Origin of the sequence: Streptomyces sp. NPDC059009 (genome assembly GCF_042740175.1) — a bacterium.
GTDB lineage: Bacteria > Actinomycetota > Actinomycetes > Streptomycetales > Streptomycetaceae > Streptomyces.
The window spans coordinates 43770-65002 of the sequence record NZ_JBHYJB010000010.1 but is presented as its reverse complement, the minus strand read 5'-3'; the positions used below and the strand labels follow the sequence as shown (position 1 = coordinate 65002).

The 21233-nt window shown below is 72.5% G+C and carries 26 protein-coding genes and 1 pseudogene; 18 read left to right on the top strand and 9 right to left on the bottom strand.

Features of this window, described 5'->3' with window-relative positions:
- The first annotated feature begins 42 nt into the window (after positions 1-42).
- The 6 genes from ACFWYM_RS12230 to ACFWYM_RS12205 all read left to right on the top strand — a co-directional run bounded on the left by ACFWYM_RS12230 (position 43) and on the right by ACFWYM_RS12205 (position 5901).
- On the top strand, positions 43-1077 hold the full coding sequence (locus tag ACFWYM_RS12230; protein WP_384834118.1) for a TOMM precursor leader peptide-binding protein: 1035 nt from the start codon (positions 43-45) through the stop codon (positions 1075-1077).
- Entirely contained in the window at positions 1077-2405 is a 1329-nt protein-coding gene (locus tag ACFWYM_RS12225) for a YcaO-like family protein (protein WP_384834115.1), read from the top strand. The genes ACFWYM_RS12230 and ACFWYM_RS12225 overlap by 1 nt, the downstream gene beginning before the upstream one ends.
- A complete protein-coding gene (locus ACFWYM_RS12220; protein ID WP_384834113.1) occupies positions 2380-3234 on the top strand; it encodes a CPBP family intramembrane glutamic endopeptidase in 855 nt (284 codons plus the stop codon). The genes ACFWYM_RS12225 and ACFWYM_RS12220 overlap by 26 nt, the downstream gene beginning before the upstream one ends.
- Positions 3231-4016, top strand: a complete 786-nt coding sequence (locus ACFWYM_RS12215) for a type II CAAX prenyl endopeptidase Rce1 family protein (RefSeq protein ID WP_384834110.1) — start codon at positions 3231-3233, stop codon at positions 4014-4016. The genes ACFWYM_RS12220 and ACFWYM_RS12215 overlap by 4 nt, the downstream gene beginning before the upstream one ends.
- A complete protein-coding gene (locus ACFWYM_RS12210) occupies positions 4013-5083 on the top strand; it encodes an LLM class flavin-dependent oxidoreductase (protein ID WP_384834107.1) in 1071 nt (356 codons plus the stop codon). Before ACFWYM_RS12215 ends, ACFWYM_RS12210 begins: the two co-directional genes overlap by 4 nt.
- A gap of 104 nt (positions 5084-5187) precedes the next feature.
- A complete protein-coding gene (locus ACFWYM_RS12205) occupies positions 5188-5901 on the top strand; it encodes a TetR/AcrR family transcriptional regulator (RefSeq protein ID WP_384834104.1) in 714 nt (237 codons plus the stop codon).
- 42 nt (positions 5902-5943) lie between these two features.
- On the opposite strand, the gene ACFWYM_RS12200 is transcribed toward ACFWYM_RS12205, so the two are convergent.
- Together ACFWYM_RS12200 and ACFWYM_RS12195 are read right to left on the bottom strand one after the other, a co-directional pair.
- Complete coding sequence (locus tag ACFWYM_RS12200) at positions 5944-6108, bottom strand: hypothetical protein (protein ID WP_384834102.1); 165 nt, start codon at positions 6106-6108, stop codon at positions 5944-5946.
- 23 nt (positions 6109-6131) lie between these two features.
- Positions 6132-7223 carry a methyltransferase gene (locus ACFWYM_RS12195; protein WP_384834099.1) on the bottom strand — a complete coding sequence of 364 codons (1092 nt, stop codon included), beginning with the start codon at positions 7221-7223 and terminating at the stop codon, positions 6132-6134.
- Positions 7224-7307: 84 nt separating this feature from the next.
- On the opposite strand from ACFWYM_RS12195, the gene ACFWYM_RS12190 reads away from it, so the two are divergent.
- Complete coding sequence (locus tag ACFWYM_RS12190; protein WP_384834096.1) at positions 7308-7778, top strand: hypothetical protein; 471 nt, start codon at positions 7308-7310, stop codon at positions 7776-7778.
- Between the two features lie 66 nt (positions 7779-7844).
- Here ACFWYM_RS12190 and ACFWYM_RS12185 read toward each other — a convergent pair whose 3' ends face one another.
- A complete protein-coding gene (locus ACFWYM_RS12185; RefSeq protein WP_384834093.1) occupies positions 7845-8339 on the bottom strand; it encodes an FBP domain-containing protein in 495 nt (164 codons plus the stop codon).
- A gap of 71 nt (positions 8340-8410) precedes the next feature.
- Between ACFWYM_RS12185 and ACFWYM_RS12180 the strand changes: the two are divergent.
- The 6 genes and pseudogenes from ACFWYM_RS12180 to ACFWYM_RS12155 form a co-directional block, all read left to right on the top strand.
- Positions 8411-8977 (top strand): annotated as a pseudogene (locus ACFWYM_RS12180) (TetR/AcrR family transcriptional regulator); the annotation flags it as partial.
- A 152-nt stretch (positions 8978-9129) separates the two neighbouring features.
- On the top strand, positions 9130-10323 hold the full coding sequence (locus tag ACFWYM_RS12175; protein ID WP_384834090.1) for a GDSL-type esterase/lipase family protein: 1194 nt from the start codon (positions 9130-9132) through the stop codon (positions 10321-10323).
- Positions 10324-10411: 88 nt separating this feature from the next.
- On the top strand, positions 10412-10945 hold the full coding sequence (locus ACFWYM_RS12170) for a cupin domain-containing protein (RefSeq protein ID WP_384834087.1): 534 nt from the start codon (positions 10412-10414) through the stop codon (positions 10943-10945).
- Between the two features lie 92 nt (positions 10946-11037).
- Positions 11038-11304, top strand: coding sequence for a DUF4235 domain-containing protein (locus ACFWYM_RS12165; RefSeq protein WP_384834084.1), 267 nt, complete (start codon positions 11038-11040; stop codon positions 11302-11304).
- A gap of 156 nt (positions 11305-11460) precedes the next feature.
- Positions 11461-12141 (top strand): TetR/AcrR family transcriptional regulator, encoded by a 681-nt coding sequence (locus ACFWYM_RS12160; protein WP_384834082.1) that lies wholly within the window; start codon positions 11461-11463, stop codon positions 12139-12141.
- Positions 12138-13358 carry a cytochrome P450 gene (locus tag ACFWYM_RS12155; protein ID WP_384834079.1) on the top strand — a complete coding sequence of 407 codons (1221 nt, stop codon included), beginning with the start codon at positions 12138-12140 and terminating at the stop codon, positions 13356-13358. Before ACFWYM_RS12160 ends, ACFWYM_RS12155 begins: the two co-directional genes overlap by 4 nt.
- Before the next feature lie 32 nt (positions 13359-13390).
- Here the strand turns inward: ACFWYM_RS12155 and ACFWYM_RS12150 are convergent, their stop codons facing one another.
- From ACFWYM_RS12150 to ACFWYM_RS12130, 5 genes are all read right to left on the bottom strand, one after another.
- Positions 13391-14053 (bottom strand): disulfide bond formation protein B, encoded by a 663-nt coding sequence (locus ACFWYM_RS12150; RefSeq protein ID WP_384834076.1) that lies wholly within the window; start codon positions 14051-14053, stop codon positions 13391-13393.
- Positions 14054-14066: 13 nt separating this feature from the next.
- The gene (locus ACFWYM_RS12145; RefSeq protein ID WP_384834073.1) at positions 14067-14243 is read right to left on the bottom strand and encodes a hypothetical protein; all 177 of its coding nucleotides are present in this window, start codon (positions 14241-14243) and stop codon (positions 14067-14069) included.
- 146 nt (positions 14244-14389) lie between these two features.
- Positions 14390-15301 carry a LysR family transcriptional regulator gene (locus ACFWYM_RS12140; protein WP_384834070.1) on the bottom strand — a complete coding sequence of 304 codons (912 nt, stop codon included), beginning with the start codon at positions 15299-15301 and terminating at the stop codon, positions 14390-14392.
- 24 nt (positions 15302-15325) lie between these two features.
- Positions 15326-16258, bottom strand: coding sequence for a zinc-binding dehydrogenase (locus ACFWYM_RS12135; RefSeq protein ID WP_384834067.1), 933 nt, complete (start codon positions 16256-16258; stop codon positions 15326-15328).
- Between the two features lie 58 nt (positions 16259-16316).
- The gene (locus tag ACFWYM_RS12130; protein WP_384834064.1) at positions 16317-16748 is read right to left on the bottom strand and encodes a nuclear transport factor 2 family protein; all 432 of its coding nucleotides are present in this window, start codon (positions 16746-16748) and stop codon (positions 16317-16319) included.
- Positions 16749-16943: 195 nt separating this feature from the next.
- Between ACFWYM_RS12130 and ACFWYM_RS12125 the strand changes: the two genes are divergently transcribed.
- A complete protein-coding gene (locus ACFWYM_RS12125) occupies positions 16944-17867 on the top strand; it encodes a LysR family transcriptional regulator (protein WP_384834061.1) in 924 nt (307 codons plus the stop codon).
- 117 nt (positions 17868-17984) lie between these two features.
- Positions 17985-18668, top strand: coding sequence for a hypothetical protein (locus ACFWYM_RS12120; protein ID WP_384834059.1), 684 nt, complete (start codon positions 17985-17987; stop codon positions 18666-18668).
- Positions 18669-18676: 8 nt separating this feature from the next.
- On the opposite strand, the gene ACFWYM_RS12115 is transcribed toward ACFWYM_RS12120, so the two are convergent.
- Entirely contained in the window at positions 18677-19504 is an 828-nt protein-coding gene (locus ACFWYM_RS12115) for an endonuclease I family protein (RefSeq protein WP_384834056.1), read from the bottom strand.
- A gap of 401 nt (positions 19505-19905) precedes the next feature.
- Here ACFWYM_RS12115 and ACFWYM_RS12110 point away from each other — a divergent pair, with 401 nt between their 5' ends.
- The 3 genes from ACFWYM_RS12110 to ACFWYM_RS12100 all read left to right on the top strand — a co-directional run bounded on the left by ACFWYM_RS12110 (position 19906) and on the right by ACFWYM_RS12100 (position 21205).
- Complete coding sequence (locus ACFWYM_RS12110) at positions 19906-20796, top strand: SGNH/GDSL hydrolase family protein (protein ID WP_384834053.1); 891 nt, start codon at positions 19906-19908, stop codon at positions 20794-20796.
- A gap of 72 nt (positions 20797-20868) precedes the next feature.
- Complete coding sequence (locus ACFWYM_RS12105) at positions 20869-21066, top strand: hypothetical protein (protein WP_384834050.1); 198 nt, start codon at positions 20869-20871, stop codon at positions 21064-21066.
- Positions 21035-21205 (top strand): hypothetical protein, encoded by a 171-nt coding sequence (locus ACFWYM_RS12100; RefSeq protein ID WP_384834695.1) that lies wholly within the window; start codon positions 21035-21037, stop codon positions 21203-21205. The genes ACFWYM_RS12105 and ACFWYM_RS12100 overlap by 32 nt, the downstream gene beginning before the upstream one ends.
- Positions 21206-21233 lie beyond the last annotated feature (28 nt).

Below are 21233 nucleotides of genomic sequence, written 5' to 3'. Positions count from 1 at the left end.
ACTCGACACCACCAGGGACCAGGCAGAAGAGAGGCCCCACGCATGACAGACAACCGGCAGCCGCGCGTGCGCCGTTCGTTCTCCGTCGTCGGCCACAGCCCCGACGTCGTCGAACTGCGCACCGGGGTGTGGAACGCCAAGTCCTACACGCTCACCGACGACTCCCGCTCCGGCAAGCTCTTCAACCTCGTCAGCGGACTCGACGGCACGCTCTCGCGCCGCGACCTCGCCAAGCGCGAAGGCGTGTCGCGCGTCGAGGTCGAGGCCCTCGTCGACCACCTCTACGGCCTCGATGCCATCGAGGAGGGCCCCGGCAACGCCCTGGACGCCTACCTCGACGGCATGGCCGCCCTCGGCACCCGCCCCGAACAGCCCGTCGCCCAGGGCGTGATCCTGCTCGGCGACGGCGAACTCACCGAACGCACCGCCGCGTTACTCCCTCCGGACGTCACCGGCGACACCCTCATACCCGGCCCCGACCACCCCGTACGAGCCCGCCTCGACGCCCTCGCACCGGCCGTCCTGCACGACGGGCTCGCCTTCGGTGAAGCCGTGGAACTCCTCGCCCCCTGGCGCGGCCACTATCTCCTGCTCGCCGAGAAGACCATCGACCCGGTGCGCGCCCAGCTCCTCAACCGGCTCACCCGCGCCGCCGGGATCGACTGGACGTACGCGGCGATCGACGGGCCCTTCCTCTTCGTCGGGCCCACCATGGTCGCCGGGCGCTCCGCCTGCTTCGAGTGCTTCGAGACCCGCGTCACCATGAACCTCCGCGAGAGCGCCGGATACCAGCGCTACAAGGCCGCGCTCGCCCGCTCCGCCGTGCATGCCGGGGAGCCGCCCGTCTACGGCCCCGTGCAGCAGCTGCTCTGCTCGCACCTCGCCCTCGAAGCCACCAACTACCTCAGCTGCGGCTCGACGTTCACCATCCAGAAGGTCCTCGGCTGCTATCTGCCGAGCATGGAGATCTCCTACCAGGAGGTCCTGCCGCTGCCCGGCTGCCCCGGCTGCGGCTCCGTGCCCGAACGGGACGACGAGACCCTCCACTTCGACCCGCGCTCGTGGCTGGAGGACTGATGCGCCTGACCCTCCACCAGGACGAGGACACCCGCGTCCACCGGCTGCGCCGCCGCATGCACAACCCGCTGTGCGGCATCACCACGTCGATGGGCTTCCTCACCCGCTACCCCGGCGGCCCCCGGCTCCTCGTCGGCACGGCCGACATGACCGGCGTCCACGTCCGCCAGGACCAGCCGCCGCCCAAGGCGGGCAGCTACCACATCGGCGGCTACGGCATCTTCCCGTTCGAGAGCCACATCCGCTCGCTGGCCGAGACCCTGGAGCGCTACTCCGGCTACGCCGCCGCGCTCGACGGCCACTTCGAGGAGCGGCACGCTTCGTACGCGCAACTGGCCGCCGAGAACGAGCCGTTGCTGCCCCTGTCGGCCTTCCGGCTCTTCACCGGCGAGCAGTACGAGCGCGACGGCTTCCCCTTCGACCGCTTCGACCCCGAGGCCCCCTCGGGCTGGATCCGCGTGCCGTCCCTCACCGATGGCGGCACCTGCTGGGTGCCCACGCAGCGCTTCCTCCTCGGGTACGTGCGCCGGCGCGAGGAGCCCTGGACGCTGCCCGCCGTCACCACGGGCACCGCGACCCACACCACCCCACCGGCCGCCCTGCGCGCGGCACTCGAAGAAGTCGTCCAGGTCGACGCGGCCATGGGCCACTGGTACGGCCGCACACAGTCCGCGCTGATCCGGCCCGACGCGCGCACCCGGCACGTCGACCGCATCGTCGACACCTACTTCCCGGCGTCCGCGCCCCGCCCCGAGTTCCACGCCCTGCCCAGCCCCGACCTGCCCGGCTTCACCATCGCCTGCCTGCTGCGCCAGCCCGCCGGGCTCGTCCCCGAGGTCGCCATCGGCCTCGGCAGCGGTGCCTCGCTGGCCCGCGCCATGTACCGGGCGCTCCTCGAGGCGGCGGGCGTGCAGTGGCTCGCCGCCTGGGTCGCGGTCGAACAGTCCCAGGAGGGCACGCCCGACACCGGGGACATCTACGACCTGGAGGGCAACGTCGGCCTGTACGCGACGTCCAACGGTGCCCGCACGGTGGAGCGGCGCTTCGCCCACCACACCGAGACACCCGCCTCCGAGCTCCCGCCCGACGACGAACGCCCGGTCAAGGAGGCCGTACGCGGCCTCGTCGACGCCTTCCAACACACCGGGAAAAAGCTCTACTTCGCCGATCTGACCACCCGTGACCTGCGCGCCCTCGGCTTCCACGCGATGCGCGTCTGGTCGCCGGACACGGTCAGCCTGCCGCTGCCCAGCGCCGTGCCCGCCGCCCACCCGCGCTTCGCCGACTACGGGGGCTTCACCGATGACGTCCCTCATCCCTACCCCTGAGCTGCGCGCCACGGCGCTGGCCGCGCTGACGCTGTGCGCGTTCTCCGCCCTCGCGCTCGCCTCCCACCTGCACGTGCGCTTCTTCGACCACCGGGGGGTCCACACCCTCCAGGTGTACGCGGGCGTGCTCGCCGCCGTGACCGGGTTCGGCCTGGTCGTGCTCGGCCCCGCCGCGCTCGGGCGGGAGGCGGCGGTCTGGGGACTGGTGGCGGGCCCGGTCCTCGGCGCGGCGGCGGCTCCGCTGATCGCCACCGCCGACACGGCGATCACACGGCGGTTCGCCCGGCGCGCGTCCACCCGGCCGACTCCCGTACGCACGACGGCAACCGCTCCTCGTACGCGGGCCACGCGGGCGGTGGGCGCGGCCGCGAAACTCACCGCGGGAGCCGGGGGAGAGGGCCCGGCTCCCGCGGTGGAGCGGCGCTGGACGGCCAGCCGCCGCGACAGCGACGTGGCGCTGCCGCTGGTGTGGCTGGTGGCGGTCGGGGTCCTGGAGGAGTGCGTGTTCCGGGGCGCGCTGACGGGCGTGGCGCTCCATCAACACGCCTGGTCCTTACGGGTGTTGATACTGCTCCTCGCCACCGCGGCCTTCGCCCTCTCGCACATCTTCTTCGGCTGGGCCCAGGTCGTGGCGAAGCTCCCGCTGTCGTGCGTGGCGCTCGCGCTGACCCTGGCGACGGGCACCGTCCTGGGAGCGGTGGTGGCGCACGCCCTGTTCAACGCGCGGATCTGGCGCTACCAGAACACGGTGCGGGCGACGGCGCCGCGACCGGGCGCTCCCGCGAGCGCTCCCGGCGCCAAGCCCCGCGTACAGAGGGCGGGTTCATGAGCGGGGCGGTGGCCGCGGCGGCGGTCCTGCTGGTGGCGGCCGGGGCGTACGGGGTCCTGGTGCCCTGGCTCGCCCGCCATGCGCCAGGCCGGTTCACGGCGGTGCCGCCCGCCCGGGCCCGGTCGCTCGCCGGGGCCGCCGCCGGGGGCCTGGTGACGCTGACCGCCGCCCTGTGCGGCACCCTGCCGTGGCACCCGCCCGCCCCGGACGGCACCACGGCGGCCCTCGTGCTCCTCGGACTCGCCCTGGGCTGCGGCGAGTTCGCGGCGGCGGCGTTCCTGGCGAGCGTGGTGGCGGACACGGGCGCGGCGCTGCGGGGAACGCGGGCCGTGCGGGTGGGGGAGCGGGGGAGGGCGGCCCCGCGCCGGGCGCCCCGCCCGGCCTCCGCCGCCGGGCAGACCCACTGGCTGGGCCTCGCCCGAGGGCAGGCCGCCGAGGAGGCGCGGGCCCGGGTGGCGGGGCCCGGTGCCGCGTGGGGCGTGGTGGCCCTCGCGGTCGCCGTGGTCGCCGAAGAGGGCGCGTTCCGGGCGGGGTTGGTGAGCGCCCTCGCGGGGGCGGGCGCCGTGGCCGCCGTCGGCCTCGCGGTCCTCGCCCACGCCGCCGTGCAGGTGCGCGCCGTCCCGGCCGGGCGGCGCACCGCCCCCGACGTCTGGCTGCCCGCCCTCCTCGTCCCCGCCGTGCACGCCGTCCTGTACTGGCGCACCGGAACCCTCACGCCGCTGCTCGCCGCCGACGCCGCCTATCTCGCGCTGCTCATCCCGACCGAGAGGAAACGATCGTGAAACACGGCATCTCGCTGCTCCCCGACTGCCGCCCCGCCACCCGCGGCGCGCGCGAGTACTACGAGGACGTGCTGCGGATCTCCCGGCTCGCGGACGAAGCGGGCCTCGACTACGTCAAGATGACCGAGCACTACCTGAAGGAGTACGGCGGCTACTGTCCCAGCCCGCTGACCTTCCTCGCCGCCGTCGCCGCGCAGACCAGCCGGATCCGCCTCATGACCGGCTGCGTCCTGCCCGCCTTCCACCACCCCATCCAGCTCGCCGCGCACACCGCGATGGTCGACGCGCTCAGCGGCGGCCGCCTCGACGTGGGCTTCGCGCGGGCCTGGATGCCGTACGAGTTCGCGGCGTTCGGGGTGTCGATGGACGAGAGCCGCGACCGGTTCAACGACACCATCGCCGCGGTCCTGCGCCTGTGGACCGAGGAGAAGGTCTCCGAGGACAGCCCCTTCTTCTCGTTCCGGGACGCCACCTCGCTGCCCGCTCCCGTGCAGCGCCCGCACCCTCCCGTGTGGGGCGCCGCCGTCCGCTCCCGGCAGAGCTTCGCCTGGCTCGCCGAACAGGGCTTCGGGCTCCTGGTCACGCCCCCGCCCCGGCAGCAGGACCTCGCGGGCGTACGGGACTTGGTGGAGGTCTACCTCGACACCTTCGAGGACGTCCACGGCGACGCCCCCGACGCGCCCCGCCCCCGCGTCGCCGTCTCCATCCCGCTGTACGTCGCGGAGACCGACGACGAGGCGTACGAGACCGCCGACCCGCTGCTGCGCGAGTACCTGACCGTATGGGCGGAGGCCGCCGAGGCGTGGATGCACACGTCGTCGAAGGACTACCCCACGTACTCCCAGATGGCCCTGACGCTGCGCAACCTCGACATCGCCGACTTCCGCAGCCTCGGCACAGCCGTCGTCGGCTCGCCGGCGACCGTGCTCGAACGGGCCCGCCGGCTCCAGGAGTTCCTGTCCGTGGACACCTTCCTGTGGCAGGTGGACTTCGGCGGCCAGGACGGCCCGACGATGGAGCGCAGCTTCCGGCTCTTCGCGGACGAGGTACTGCCCCACCTGCGGTAGGTGACGGGACGGCAACAGGGGTGGCGGAGAGTTACTTTCCGCCACCCCGTTCCCCTAACATTATTAGGGAACCCGTACAGCACCCGCAGGAGGGAGTCGGCCGCATGCCCGCTCAGCGCGCCGCCAACTCGGCAAGCCGCCAGCCACGGCCGTCCATCACGCTCGAAGCCGTCACGGCGGCAGCGCTGCGCACGCTCCAGCGGGACGGGCTCGACTCCCTGTCCATGAGACGCCTGGCCGACGAACTCTCCATCCAAGCACCCTCCTTGTACTGGTATGTCCGGAACAAGGATGAGCTTCTGGACCTCCTGGCCGATGCCCTTCTGGCCGATCTGCGGCTTGACACACTGGTGCGGGACGACGGCGACTGGCGGCGGGAGCTGCGCGAGATGATGCAGGAGTACCGCAAGTACCTGCTGTCCAAGCGCGACTCGGGGCGCGTCCTCGCGGGGCGGCTCCAGCTCGGCCCGCACTTCCTGCACCACGCGGAGGTCATCCTCGGCGCGGTCCGCCGCGCGGGCTTCGGCGACCAGGACACGGCCGACTCGCTGTACTCCCTGACCCAGTACGTCCAGGGCTTCGTCCTCCACGAGACGTCGCCGCTCTCCGCCGACGTGGCGCGGGGCACGGACCCCATGGAGTTCCTGGAGGCCGCCCGCGACCGGCTCGCGCACCTCTCCGAAGAGGAGTACCCGAACGTGGTCGCGGTCGGCTCGCGCCTCGCCCGCCCCGACATCGAGGCCCGTTTCAACTACGGGCTCGACCGCTTGCTGGACGGGCTGCGGGTGCGTCTGGAGGAGGCCAACGCCCTGTCATAGACGGGGAGTTGGAGGTGGGCGGGGGTTGAATGTGCGCGGCGCTCAGTCGTCCTGCTGCCGCTCCTGGCGCGCGTCGCGCTCCGCCTGCTCGCGCTCCTGGCGCTCGCGGTTGCGGGCCTGCTCGTCGTCCTGCTTCTTCTGCAGCACCCGCTGCCGGGCCCGGTTGCGGGCCCGCTCGACGGGGTCGCCCTTCCACGGTGCACGCATGGTGAGACCTCCTGGTCGTCTGGTCAGTTGGGGGTGGAATCCGGGGTCGGGGTCGCGTACGGGGCCGGAGCCGGGTGCGCGACGAGGACCGACTGCGGCGGGGTGGCGGGCAGCACGCGCTCAAGGGTGAATCCGGCCCGCTCGAGGAGGTCCCGCCACTCCTCCTCGCGGCGCTCGCGCCCGTCGTTGTCGGCGAGCATCTCGATGTCGATGAGCTTCGCCCAGTGGAAGCCGTTGCCCGGCGGGACGACGGCCTCGATGACGAAGAGGCGCGCGTCGTCGTGGCAGGCCGCGCGCACCTTGCGCAGCACGGCAAGCGCGGTGTCGTCGTCGAAGCAGTGCAGCATGTTCTTGATCAGATACGCGTCGCCGCCGCCCGGCACCTCGTCCGTGGCGTCCCCCGCCACGCACCGCACCCGCTCGGCGACCCCGAGCCGGGCCAGCCGTTCGCGGGCGAGCTCGATGACGTGGGGCCGCTCGACCAGCACACCTTGGCTGTCCGGGGCGTGCGCGAGCAGCGTGCCGAGCAGCTCGCCGTCCCCGCCGCCGAGGTCGACGAGCGTGCCGTAGCCGCTGAAGTCGAGGGCGGTGACGAGCTCGGCCGCGAGCTCCGAGGTGAGCTCGCCCATCGCCGACTCGTACACGGAGCGGAATGCGGCGTCCTTGTCGAGATGCTCGAACAGGGGCCTGTCATGGGCGACTTCGAAGGCCGCCTTGCCGCTGCGCACCGTCTCGGTGAGCTTCCCGAAGGAGTCCCACATCGGGCCTTCGTTGAGCATCAGCACCCAGTTGCGGATCGGCGTCTCGGCGTCGCGCCGCAGACAGTCGGCCATGGGCGTGAGCCCGTACCGCCCGTCCTCCTGCTCCTCGAAGACGCCGACGCAGGCGGCGGCGCGCAGGCAGCGGTGCAATGAGGGGGCGTGCGCGCCCACGGCGGCGGCTATGTCCGCCACCCGGCGCGGCCCGTCGGCGAGGACGTCGGCCACCCCGAGCGAGGCGAGCGCGGAGATGGGCTGGGCCGCCCATTTCGCCGCGGCGAGGGCCAGCACCCGCGCGTGCGGCGGATCGTAGGGCCCACCGGGAAGGCCGATCGGAGCGGATGCCTCAGCGGTCACGTGACCCTCCTTCTAACAGTGTTAGATAGAAGTCAGGCTAACACCGCGCCCGGCCCGCCGGGAGGTTCGGCGACAATGACCCGCATGCCACACCCCCTGCCCGCCCGCCCCGCCCGCTGCTGTGCGGCGCCCGCCCTCACGCTGCTGCTGACCCTGGCCCGCCGGGGCGCCCCGCACGCGGGCGCCGGGCACGGCTCGGTCTTCGACTACACGATCCTGCAGGCGTGTTCGGCCTGCGGCGGGGGCGTGGTCGAGCACCACTCCCACGACTGCTGGGACGTGGCGGACCACGCGTCGTGGGACATGTACTGGTGGTGGCGCATCACCGCGGACGACATGACCCTCGTCCATGAACTGGCCGCGGCCTGCCCGGTGTTGCCCGCCGGGACCGGCTGCACGTGCGCCGTCCACCAGGGCCTGGGCGAGGGCACCCCGCCCGGCATCGCGGCGCCGGTGGAGACGCAGTCCGAACCGGCGCCGGTGCCCCGGGCCCGGGTGCGGTTGACGGACGGAGTGGCGCGCTGGGCCGAGGAGGCCCCGGGCCGTGACCGTTGAGGGGGGCCTCGGAGGCTCCTTGACCGTTGAGGAGCGCCTCGGGGGCTGACGCGTCGCGAGGAGCTCTCAGGCCGTGACCTTCGCGACGAACGCCGCGACGTTCGCCACCGTCCGCTCGATCTTCTCCTCCAGGCTCAGCGTCTCGTGCAGCCGGGCCCCCGCGCCCGCGTCCCGCAGACCCCGCACATAGAGGGAGCAGGCGAGGTCGCTGCAGATGTACGCGCCCACCGAGTTGCCCTGCTTGCCGGCCTTCCCGGCCTTCGGGGCGACCAGCAGCGAGACGCCGCCGGACTGGGTGGTCAGACACATCGAGCACATGCTGCGGCGCGCCTGCATCCAGTTGGCAGAGGCGGAGCCGCGCATCGTGAGGCCCTGCAGACGGCCGTCCAGCTCGATGACGAGGTAGGCGCGGTCCGGCGCCTGGGGATCTCGCCAGCCCAGATAGTCCAGGTCGTCCCATGGCCGCTCGGCCAGGTCGCGGGGCACATTGAGGCGCTTGGCCTCGCCCTTGCTGCAGTTCACGAACGCGGCACGGATCTCTTGTTCGGTCAGTGGCTTCATAAACCCGAGGCTAAGTTGCCTAAATCTTTTAGGCAAATGCATAATGGGCGTAGCTGAAGGTGAGGATGCTTATGGTGCGCGTAGGGCTGAGTGCGGAACGCCTGACCCGGGCGGGCGCGGAGCTGGCCGACGAGGTCGGCTTCGACCGGGTGACCGTCTCGGAGCTGGCGAGGCGGTTCGATGTGAAGGTCGCGAGTCTCTACTCGCACGTCAAGAACTCCCAGGACCTCAAGACGAGGATCGCCCTGCTCGCCCTGGAGGAGCTCGCCGAGCTGGGCTCCGCGGCGCTTGCCGGACGGGCCGCGAAGGACGCCCTGGCCGCTCTCGGGAACGTCTACCGCGACTACGCGAAGGAGCACCCCGGCCGGTACGCGGCCACGCAGCTGCGGCTCGACACGGAGACGGCGCTCGGCAGCGCGGGCCCGCGGCACTCGCAGATGACGCGGGCGATCCTGCGCGGCTACGACCTGGACGAGCCGGACCAGACCCACGCCGTTCGCCTCCTCGGCAGTGTCTTCCACGGCTACATCAGCCAGGAGTTGGGCGGCAGCTTCGACCACAGCGCCCCGGGCACGCAGGAGACCTGGGAGCGCCTCGTGGACGTCCTCGACGCGATGTTGCGGAACTGGCCCGCGCCGGCTCCCCGGTCCACCCGGGCCGATCAGTCCAGTCGGGCCGATCAGTCCAGTCGGTCCGGTCAGTCCACCCGGTCCGGTCAGTCCAGTCGGTCCACCCGGACCGTCAAGTAGCGCCGTACCCGTCCACATTGATCAAGAAGTTGAGGCAGTCCATGAGCGCCCGTCACGACTGGACCACCACTCCCGTCACCGCCGCCCTCCTCCGCGGCGCCCTCGACGTCGAGCCCACCGAGCTCGGCGTGCTCCCGCACCGGCTCCCCGCCCGGGCCCGCGCCCAGAACACCGACCCCCAGCTGGCCATGGTCGAGACCCATCCCTCGGGCGTACGGCTCGCGTTCCGCACCCGGGCCACCGCCGTCGAGCTGGACGTGCTGCGCACCAGGCTCGTCTACGTGGGTGTCCCGCCGCGCCCCGACGGTGTGTACGACCTGCTGGTCGACGGCCGGCTCATGGCGCAGGCCAGTGCGGACGGCGGCCACACCATCACCGTCGACATGGCCGCGGGCGGCGCCGAGCGCACGCCGGGCCCGCCCGGCACCGTCCGGTTCACCGGCCTCCCGGAGGCGGCGGCCGGCGACGGCCTCAGGACCGTCGAGATCTGGCTGCCGTACAACGAGACCACCGAACTCATCGAGCTGCGCACCGACGCCCCGGTGGAGCCCGCCCCGGACCCGGGCCGACCGGTGTGGCTGCACCACGGCAGCTCGATCAGCCACGGCTCCGACGCCGCGAGCCCCACTGCCACCTGGCCCGCGCACGCCGCCGCCCTCGGCGGCGTGGAGCTGGTCAACCTGGGCCTCGGCGGCAGCGCCGCGCTCGACCCGTTCACCGCGCGCGCCCTGCGGGACACCCCCGCCGACGTGATCAGCGTCAAGCTCGGCATCAATGTGGTCAACCTCGACGCGATGCGGCTGCGCGCCTTCGGCCCGGCCGTGCACGGCTTCCTCGACACGATCCGCGAGGGCCACCCCACCGCACCCCTCCTGGTCGTCTCGCCCATCCTGTGCCCCATCCACGAGGACACCCCCGGCCCCACCGCCCTGGACCTCGGCACGCTCGGCACCGAGCAGGTGAAGTTCCGGGCGACGGGCGACCCGGCCGAAGCCGCCTACGGGAAGCTGACGTTGAGCGTCATCCGGGACGAGCTCGCCCGGATCGTGGCCCAGCGCGCCGAGGCCGACCCGCACCTGCACTACCTGGACGGCCGCGACCTCTACGGCCCGGACGACGTCGCCGAACTCCCGCTGCCGGACGCGCTCCACCCGGATGCCGCGACGCACCGCCGCATCGGCGAGCGATTCGCCAAGGCCGCCTTCGACAACGGCCTTATCCTGCCGGTGACTTGAGGAGAGGCGGCCACTTGAGGAGAGGCGGCCGCTCGAGGAGAGGCGGCCGCTCGAGGAGCAGTGGCTGCTTGAGGAGGAGTGGTTGAACGTGCACGAGTCCCCCCGGGTGCTGCTGCTGGCCGCACGGGCCGCGGAGCTCGCGGACCCCGCCGAGCAGGCGCGGGGCGGTGCGCTGTGGCGGCTGCCCGACCGGGGCAGACAGCTCGACGCCAACGTCCTGCGGCTGCCGCCGGACGCCTCGGTGGCCGAGCACGTCGAGTCCGACGTGGACGTGATCCTGGTCGTGGCCGAGGGCGGCGGGCACCTCGACGACGGCACGCGGCGCCGGGAGTTGACGCCCGGCACCGTGGTGTGGCTGCCGAGGACGGCGCGCCGCGCCCTGTCCGCCGGGCCGCACGGCCTGACGTACGTCTCCGTTCATCAGCGCCGCGCGGGCATGGCCATCGGCGGCCCGCTCACCGCCACCGGGACCACCGTCGCCCCCGGAGCCGTCGCTGAAGGCGGCGAGCCGGCCTGTGCCCTGAACCGGGTCTGCCCGGCCTGCGGCCGCCTGGGCACCGAGGCGGGCGTCCGCTACTGCGGCTGGTGCGGCGAGGAACTGCCGGGTTCCGTCGCACCGTAGTCTCCCGCGCCTCCCACCCGCGGTGCCGCGTGACCCGCTCCCGACGGGGTACTCACGACGGGACGTCGACCCGCTGGCGAAGGGAGGGGCCGGTGAAGGCGGTGAAGGTCGCGTACAAGCCGGTCGGCATGGCGTTCGGGGCGCTGAGCGGCGTCCTCGCGGGCGCCGTGTTCAAGCAGATGTGGAAGACCCTCGGGCACGAGGACGACGCGCCCGACGCCACCGACGAGGGCCGCACCTGGCGTGAGGTGCTGCTCGCCGCCGCGTTGCAAGGTGCGATCTTCGCGGGGGTCAAGGCAGCCGTCGACCGTGCGGGCGCCGTCACGACGCGCCGTCTCACCGGGACGTGGCCGGGCTGACGGTGAAGAGGGCCGCCGCCCGTGCGAGGGGGTCGAGGCGGCGGCCCGCCGAGGGCTGTGGCTGCGCAAGGACTTGACGACTCGTCAGTTCAGTGGGTTCCTCTCTTATATCGGCTCACCGATATAAGTGCACACCGCAGCCGCCCAGGGAGACCCGTGCCCCGACCCACCCAGGCCCAGCGCAAGTCCGAGACCCGCACCCGGCTCATCGACGCCGCCGCCGAGCTCTTCGCCCAGAAGGGGTTCCACGCGGTCTCCGCCGAGGCCCTCGCCGACGCAGCCGGGCGCACCACGGGCGCGCTCTACAGCCACTTCGGCGGCAAGGAAGGGCTGTTGCTCGCCCTGCTCGACGTATGGAAGGAGCGCACCGCCGAGCGGCTGGCGGGCGAGCTGCACCAAGTGGCCGACCCCGGGGCGCACTTCGAGGTGATGTGGCGCAGCGTGACCCGGCCCGCCGACGACGACCGCGGCGACTCCTGGCTGCTCCTGGAGACCGAGCTGTGGCTGTACGGGGCCCGGGACCCGCTCGTCGGCGCGCCGCTCGCCCGGCGCTACACGGAGATACGGGCGCAGCTCGGCGAGGGCCTCGCCGACTGGGCCGAGGCCACCGGCAGCACGCTCCCGTACCCGCCCGAGGAGACCGGCGCCCTCGTGCTCGGCGTCCTCCTCGGCTGCGCGCTCCAGCACCGGCTCGAACCCGCCGCCGTACCCGAGGAGTTGGTCGTGAACGGGCTCAGCGGCCTCCTCGGACTCACGCCCGGCCGCAAGACCGACCGCCCCCGAAAGGCCGACCGCCCCCGAAAGGCCGACCCTCGTCGAAAGGCCGACCCCTCATGAGCACCGTCCCCACCCTCGACTCCATCGACCTCCTCGAAGACACCTGGGCGCACGCGGTGCCGCACGAGCAGTTCGCGCTGCTGCGCCGCGAGGACCCGGTGCACTGGCACGAACTCCCGGACGGCGAGGGCTTCTTCGCCGTCACCCGGCACGCGGACATCGTCGCGCTGAGCCGGGACCCGGAGCTGTGGTCCGTGCAGCGCGGCTCGTTCTTCATCCGCGACCAGACGCCCGAGGCCCTGGAGAGCCTCGGCCTGACCCTGGTCGGCATGGACCCGCCCAGGCACACCCGCTACCGGCGCCTGGTCAGCACCGCGTTCGCGCCGCGCATGGTCGCCAAGCTGCTCGACGACATCGAGCGGCGGGCCGCGCTGCTCGCCGACTCCGTGGAGCCGGGCGCCGACGTCGACTTCGTGGAGCGGCTCGCGGCCCGGCTGCCGCTGCAGGTCATCTGCGAGATGATCGGCGTGCCCGCCGCCGACGAGGACCGCATCTTCGACTGGAGCAACCGGATGGTGGGCTTCCAGGACCCCGACTTCCGCACCAGCGAGGAGGACGGCCAGACCGCGGCCGCCGAGATCTACCTCTACTGCGACGAACTCGCCGCCGCCCGCGTCAAGGACCCCCGCCACGACGTGATGAGCGCCCTGGTGCACGGCGAGGTGGACGGCGAGCGGCTGTCCACGCACGAGATCAACATGTTCTTCGTGACGCTGTGCGTCGCGGGCAACGAGACCACCCGCAACCTGCTCGCAGGCACCCTCCGCACACTCATCGAGCACCCGGACGCCCTCGCCGAGCTCCGCGCCGGCATCGACGACGACGCGCTGTGGACCTCCGCCACCGAGGAGTTCCTGCGCTGGAACGGCTCCATCCACAACTTCCGCCGCACCGCGACCCGCGACACGGAGATACGCGGCGTGCCGATCCGCGCGGGCCAGAAGGCCGTCCTCTTCTACACCTCCGCCAACCGCGACGAGGACGTCTTCACCGACCCCGGCACCCTCGACCTGCGTCGCACACCGAACGATCACCTCACGTTCGGCGGCGGCGGTCCGCACTTCTGTCTGGGCGCCAACCTCGCCCGCAGCCAGATCAAGGCGCTGATCCGCGCCCTCGTCCGGCGCTACCCGAGGATCGAACCGGCGGGCGAGGCGCGGCGCATGCGGTCGGACTTCATCAACGGGGTCAAGTACCTTCCCGTGCGCTTCAGTTGAAGCTCGCGGGCCTCGGCTGAGGCTCGCGTGCCTCAGCCGAGGTCGGTGAAGAGCCGGTAGCTGGTGGGGTCGCCCGGCAGCTGCCAGTGGAAGCCCTGCAGGGCGAAGCAGGCCACCAGGTTGCTGACGGCGAAGAAGGCGAGGACGGCCAGGCTGACGGTGGCGGTGCGGCGCAGCGCGGGGGAGTCCACCGCGGCGTCCAGGGGTTCGGCCTGCGGGGTCAGGACGAGGACGACGGCCGCGGCGAGCACCGCCACGACGAAGGTGATCGCGGCCCAGGTGTACAGGTGCAGGCCGAACAGCGCGCCCGCGTAGCCGGGGTCCGGCGGCATGATGTGCATGAGGACCTGGGTGGCGGAGACGGTGGAGCCGACGAGGGCGGCGACGGCGGCGACGCCCCACCCGGTCGCGAACTCACGGGTGCTGACCGGTCCCTTGCGCGACCGGGCCACGATCATGGCCGGGCCGACCGCGCTGAGCAGCATGAACATCCGCTGCAGCAGACACATCGGGCAGGGGTACTCGCCCAGGCCGAACTGGAAGACATAGGCGCCGCCGATGGTGCCGCACATCCCGAGGACGTACAGGTTGGCGAACCACAGGCCGAGCCGGTTCGAGAGCCGGGCGCGGGCGCGGCCGGCGGGAGCCGCGGGGGTGAGGGGGGCGGGGGTGACGGGGGTGGCGGTGGTGGTCATCGTGGGCTCCTCCTCAGAAGGCCAGGTGGAAGGTGTGGTCGAGGACGTGCGGCAGGAACGCCAGCGTCGTCAGGGCGAGCGTGCCCGACCACAGCAGCAGCCGTGACCTGGGCGGCCACGGGCAGAGCACCGCGAGCACGCACAGGGAGATCAGGAGGAAGAGGAGGGTGTACATCGTGTCCCGCTTCATCGGAGGAGTGGTGGCTTCACCCTCCGTCCGCCGGACACCCGCCGGTAGCGGTAACAAGTCGATGTATCCATAGAACGACTCTATGAGCACACCGGCTGCTGGCTGCCGAGTGCCGAGTGCCGAGTGCCGGGTGCCGGACGTCGGTCCTAGGACCGGGCGATCGCGTACAGATCCCGTGCCGGTCCCGCGAGCTGCTGCCCCGTGGGCCAGGCCGCGCGCAGGGTGCGTGTGAGGTCGAGGTCCGTCACGGCGGGCGACCGCAGGGTGCCGGCCGCCAGTTCCTCGGCGACGGCGAGCGAGCTGAGGACCGCGACGCCCGCCCCGCCTGCCACCGCGGTCTTGATGGCGGTGGTCGAGGACAGCTCGAGGGCCGCGGACGGCTGCCATCCCGGGAGGCGGGCGGTGACCGCCTGTTCGAAGGCGGTACGGGTACCGGATCCCGCCTCCCGCTGGATGAGGGGCGCCGTGGCGAGCTCCGCCAGGGCGACGGAGGAGCGCCGGGCCCAGCGGTGCCCGGGGGCCACCACCACGAGGAGCCGGTCCCTGGCGACGACGTGGCTCTGCAGTCCGTGGGGCGCCCGGGGGCTCTCGATGAAGCCGATTCCGGCCCGGCCGTCGAGGAGGGCCGCGGCGACCTCGGCCGAGTTGCCCGACTCCAGCGCGACGGCGGTGTCGGGGTGGCGGGTGCGCAGCGCCATCAGCCACTTGGGGAAGAGGTACTCGGCGACGGTCTGGCTGGCGGCGACGCACAGCCGGGCCGAGCGCTGCTCGCGCAGGGCGTCGATCCCCGCACCCAGCTCGTGCGCCGTGTCGACCACCGCGCGCGCCCACTCGGCGATCAGCACCCCGGCCGGGGTGGGCCGGGACCCGCGAGGCGTGCGCTCCAGGACGGGCACGCCGACCAGCTTCTCCAGGTAGCGGATGCGGGAGCTGGCCGAGGGCTGGCTGATGCCGTGCACCGCGGCCGCACTGCCCAGGCTCCCCGACTCGATGACGCTGAGCAGCAGATCAAGGGCGGACAGATCGGGTACACGCGGAGAAAGTGGAGATACGGGCATAGAGGGATTCTATGGGCGCCGCGCTCACTCCACCGTCAGGACCGCGTTCCCGCGCACCCTGCGCCCGCGCAGCTCGCCGATGACCTCCGCGGTGCGGCTCCAGTCCCGGACCGTGCCGATCTCGGGGTGGAGGCGGCCGGTGGCGACGAGCCGCACCAGGGCGGCGAGGTCGTCGCCGTACGTCGACTCGGACCGGGTGTAGTCGAAGTGCGTGATCCGCGCCTGGGCCGGCCCCTTGAAGAAGTCGAAGAAGTCCAGCGTCACCGGGGTGCGGCTCGCCTGCCCGAACCAGACGAGCAGCCCGCCCGCCGCGAGCCGTGCGAGCGCCGCCGGGAGCGAGTCGCCGCCGACCGACTCCAGCACCACGTCGTACGGGCCTTCGGCCTCCTCGACCGCCGTCACCAGGTCGACCGCCCCCAACTCCACCAGACGCGCCCCCCGTCGGGGACCGGCGCTCACCGCCGTCACGGCCGCTCCGGACGCCGCGGCCAGCTCGGTGACGTAGTGGCCGACGCCGCCGCTCGCCCCCGTGATCAGGACGCGCCGCCCCGCCATGGGCCCCGCCGCGCGCAGCAGCCGCAGCGCCGTGATCCCGGCGAGGGGGAGCGCGGCGGCCGTGACCGCGTCGACGCTGTCCGGGAGTTCGGCCACGGCGCCGGTCGGCACGGCGACGCGCTCGGCCCAGCCGTACGCGGGCGGGTGGGCGACGACGCGGGTGCCCTCGGCGGGTCCGGTGCCGTCGGCGGCAGCCCGTACGACCGTGCCCGCGACGTCCTTGCCGGGGCGCCAGCCGGGCCAGGTCCGGTCGAGCTGCCCGTCGAGCTGGAAGGTCTCGCCCCGGTTGACGGAGTACGCCTCGACGGTGAGCACCAACTCGTCCTGTGCGGGCTCGGGTTCGGGGACCTCGCCGAGGATGACGGGCTTGTCGGGGTCGGCGCCGGGGAGGAGGGCGTGCATGGCGGGCGGTCCTTTCGGGGGAGCGGGGGAGGGGCGTTCGTGTGTGTGGGGCGGGGGCTCAGGCGAAGACGATCTGCTGGGCGTGGAGGGTGTCGAAGTGCTCCCGTACGTCCGCGATCCGGCCGTCGCGGACCGTGAAGACCGCCAGGCAGTGCTGGTCGTAGCGGCCGCCGGAGCGGGCCAGGGCGCGGGTGCTCCACTCCGCGAGCACCCGCTCGCCCTCCCCGATGAGACCGTGGAACTCGAACTCCACGGTCTCCGGGACCAGTCGGGACACCATCGCGGGCACGAACTCGCCGAGGATCTCGTCGGGTCCGGTCCAGGTCCCCGACACGGGCAGGTCGCCGGCGAGCGTCCAGGTCGTCTCCGGGGTGAAGAACTCCCGCAGCGCGTCGAGGTCGCCCGCCATCAGGGTGTCCATGTAGCGCTGCACGACGGCCTTGCTCGACTGGGTCACGGTGGTCAGCTCGGTGAGGGGGTGCGTGGTCATGGCGCGGCCTGCTCTCGTCTCTCGAAGGTCTGTCGTGGGTCTCGTGTGGGCCCGCCGCCGGGACTGGTCCTGCGTGTGTTCCGGCGGCATCTGAACCGTAGGGACGGGAGTTGGGGCGAGGGAAAGACCTGTTGTGGATCGGCCCATATCGGGGCGGCATCAACGCAGGTCAGCGTGGGTCGTATGCTCCGCGGCATGTCTGAACTGCGTCGCCTCCGGTACTTCCTCGCGGTCGCCGCGGAGCGGAACTTCACCCGCGCCGCCGAGCGGCTGCACATCGCGCAGCCCGCGCTCAGCCGCCAGATACGCCAGCTTGAACAGGAGTTGGGGGTCAGGCTCCTGGACCGCACCACCCAGTCCGTCGAGCCCACCGAGGCCGGGCGGGTCCTGATGGAGCGCGGCGCGGCGCTGTGCGAGGAGGCGGACCGGCTGTGGCGGGACATCCGCGGCTTCGCCGAGGGCGAGCACGGCACCCTGTCCTTCGGCTACAGCGCGAGCACCGGATACGAGACGGCCCCCGCGCTCCTGGCCGCGCTGGCCGAGCGCCACCCGGGCCTCACCACGACGACGCGGCTGCTGCCCACGGCCGAGATCGTCGCGGCGGTGGCCGACGGGACGCTCGACGCGGGCCTGGTGCGCTGCCCGCCGCCCACCCCTCAACTCGTGCGCACGCTGGTCAGGTTGGAGCCGCAGGGTGTGTTGCTCCGGGCCGACCACCCGCTCGCGGAGAGCGGGTCGGCCGTCGACGTGGCCGCGCTCGCCGGGGAGACGCTCCTCGTCCACCCGCGCGCGGAGAACCCCGGCCACTACGACGCGATCATGGGCATCTTCGAACAGGCGGGCATCGCCCCGAGCCTGCGGCTGCGCCAGCTCTCCTTCGACGCCGCGCACACGCCCGTGGCGAGCGGCCGGGCGGTGACGGTCGTCGGCCAGTCCGCCGTCCCGAGCCTCCCGGCGGGCCTGGCCTGGCGCCCCTTGACCCCGGCGGCCACGATCGAACTCCACCTGCTCACCCGGGGCGCCACCGGCCGGGCCGCGGTCACCCGCCTGCTGCGGGTGGCGGGGGAGACGGCGCGGGCCGGGGGGTGGCTGCGGTCACCAGGCGCGCACACCCCCTGAACCACCGTGCGCAATGCCTGGGTCAAGGTGTTGCATTGCTTGGCCAAAGCGTTGAACTCCTGGGCTAATGTGCGCTCTGACCTGGGGTGATGGCATTTCAACGGGGGAACGATCTGCGTGGGCGCGATTCTGTTCAACGTCACGACGGCGGCGCTGCTGGTGCTGATGTTCAAGGGCGGCCTGGCGCTGGTCGGCGAGGACACCGTGCGGCAGCGGCCCGTCCCCTGGGTGGCCGTGGGCCTCGCGGCCGTCGCGATCGGCGGAGTGGTGCTCCAGCACACCTGGTCCGGGGCGATGGACACGCTCGACGCCGACCCGGGGAAGTCCGGGTGGTGGCGTGTGGTCACCTCGGTCTTCCTGCAGAACGGGGGCTTCCTCGGCGCCGTCTGGAACCTGGCGACGCTCGCCGTGATCGCCGCCCTCGCGCAGTGGTTCTGGCGCGGTCCGCTGACGCTGGTGCTGTTCGCCGCCGGGATCCTGCTGCCCGAGCGGATCGACGCGTTGTTCGGCGAGACCTCCCACAGCACCGACCCGCGCAATTTCGCGGGCAGTTCGGGTGCGACGTACTTCCTGGCCGCGACGCTCGCCGGGGCTCTCCTGCTGACCACCCGGGACACCAGGGAACGGCTGCTTGCGGCGGCCGTGCCCGCGCTCGGCCTCGTCATGTGGCTGGCACAGGACAACGGCCATGGCCTGGTGGCCTGTTACGGCTTCCTGCTCGGCGCGGCCGTTCTGCCTCTGGCCCGCAGGGTGTCCCACTCGTTCCGGGAGCCGGAGCGAGTGGGACAGTCAGCGCGGTAGGCGCTCGGCTACCAGATCGACTCGACCCACTCCGGGTGGTCGATGAACGGGTTGCGGTTGTGCTGGAACGTGTCGTAGATGACCTGGTTCCGGTTCTTCTCGAAGGCGTCCGGCGGGTCCTCGTCGCTCCACTGCTTCAGGACGGAGAGGCGGCCGATGGCGGGGGCGCTGCCGTTGTCGACCTTGTCGTTGGGCTCCAGGTCGGCGAAGCCGTCCTCGCCGTCGTAGCGGACCGCCATGTAGAGGATCATGCGGGCGACATCGCCCTTGACGGCGTCGCGGGGCTCGAAGGAGTCGGAGTCCGTGAGGCTGCCGGGGGCCTCGTCGACGGGGCTGCCGCCGTTGTCGAAGTCCTTGTTGCCGCGTGTGCTGTTGACCGTGACGTCCTCGGGGCGCAGGTGGTGGACGTCCGTGCCGGGGCCGGTCGCGGTGCCGAAGTCGCCGTGGGACTTGGCCCAGACGTGCTCGCGGTTCCAGTCGTTCGCGTCGCCGCCGTTGCTGTCCTTGCTCTGCGAGCGCCCGCTGTAGAGCAGGATCACGTTCGCGCTGTTGCCGGGGTCCTGGTCGGTGACCTTCAGGGCGTCCCAGACCTGGTCGTACGAGAGCTTCGTCTGCTTGCTGATGATGGTGTGCAGGGCGCTCTTGAGGGCCGGTCCGGTCTTGCCCTCGGCGTCCTTGTAGTAGTCGTCGACCGCGCTCGCGGAGCCGGAGGCCGCGGTGGTGGTCGTGGCGTCGGCGGCGGCCGGGACGGTGAGGCCGACGAGGACCGCGGCGGCCGTCAGGGCCAGGGGCTTCCAGTGCCGGGTGCGGGGGCGTCGTATGTGGGAGTCGGGCATGTGGGGGGAGTCCTTTCCCGGGCGGTACTCGCGCACAGCGACCGGTGGGGCCCAAGGAGCGGGCGGTCTACGCGAGTTGACTGCTTCGACACCGGGAGGGTGCCACGGGTGGCGGCGTCACGGTATGAACGTCGTGGGTCGAACCTGTGATGATGTCGTGGACATGAGGAAGTCGCGGCCGACCGGGCGAAGGCGGCTGCACGCCTATTGACGCGTATTCAAACCTGTCAGTAACTTCAACGCTGCACCACTTAACTCCCTGGTAACAAATGGGGAGTTGAGCTCGCGATGCCGCACCCGGCACTTCCCCCACCCTTCCCTGACGAGTCACCCATGCCGCCGCCGTACGGCGCTGCGCCATGCCCCCGTGCCCCTGCACGTCGGATTCAAAGGAGAATCGGATGCCGATCCGCGTACGTGCCAGAAGCCTCGCGGCCCTCGTCGCCGCGGCGGGAACCGCGGCCTTCGGCCTCACCGCGCCGACCCCCGCCACGGCCGCCCCCGGGCCCGCCGCCGACGGGCTCTCCTACGTCGCCATGGGCGACAGCTACAGCGCGGGCTCCGGCGTCCTGCCGCTGGACCCCGCCGCACCCCTCCTGTGCGCCCGCGCCGCCGTCAACTACCCCCATGTCATCGCCCGGCGCACCGGCGCCGAGCTCAGCGACGTGACCTGCGGCGGCGCCCAGACCAAGGACTTCGCCGGGTCCCAGTACCCCGGCGTCGCCCCGCAGCTCGACGCGCTCGGCAAGGACACCGATCTGGTCACGATGACGATCGGCGGCAACGACAACAACACCTTCATCAGCGCGATCCTCGCCTGCGGCTCGGCGGGCATCCTCACGGGCGGCCAGGGCAGCCCGTGCAAGGACCTCTACAAGGACTCCTTCACCGAGAAGGTCGACAACGTCACGTACCCGGCGGTGAAGCAGGCGCTCGCCGCGGTGAAGGCCAAGTCGCCCGGCGCGAAGGTGGCGATCCTCGGCTATCCGTGGATCCTGCCCGCGCAGGCCGCCCCGGGCTGCTTCGCGAAGATGCCGGTGGCCACGGGCGACGTGCCCTATCTCCGGGATCTGCAGACCCACTTGAACAAGGCGGTGCAGCGCGCGGCGTCCGAGACCGGCGCCACCTACGTCGACCTGTCCGGCGTCTCCGAGGGACACGACGCCTGTCAGCCCTCGGGCACCCGCTGGATCGAGCCGGTCCTCTTCGGCACGAACATCGTCCCCGTGCACCCCAACGCCCTGGGGGAGTCCAAGATGGCCGAACAGGCGATCGAGGCACTGGATCTGTGATGATCGCTGTCACGGACGGCGGCTGAGACCGGGCGCCGCGAGAGACGGAGACAAGAACGGGGGCGGTCGGGCATGGCGATCGTGGTGCTCATCGGTGTACTGGTGCTCGTGGTGGCGGGCCTGGCCGTGGGGATGTGGGGAGAGCGCGGCGGGCCCCGGTGGGCGCGCGGCGTCGGGGCGGTGGCGGCAGCGATCGGAGAGGCCGCCGCCAAGTCGGCGAAGAGGAACCGGAGGATCGGTGGCGGCAGCGGCAGCAGCGGCGACGGCTGAGCTGACCTTCCCTGCCGCCGAGCTGACCTTCCCGGTCGCTGAACTGCCCTCCCCGGGCGTCGAGCTGCCCTTCCAGAGTGCCGAACCGCCCTCACCGGGTGCCGAACTCCCGTTCCCGACGCCCGTTCCCGGGTACTGATCCCCTCGCCAACTCCCCTTCCCGGCCG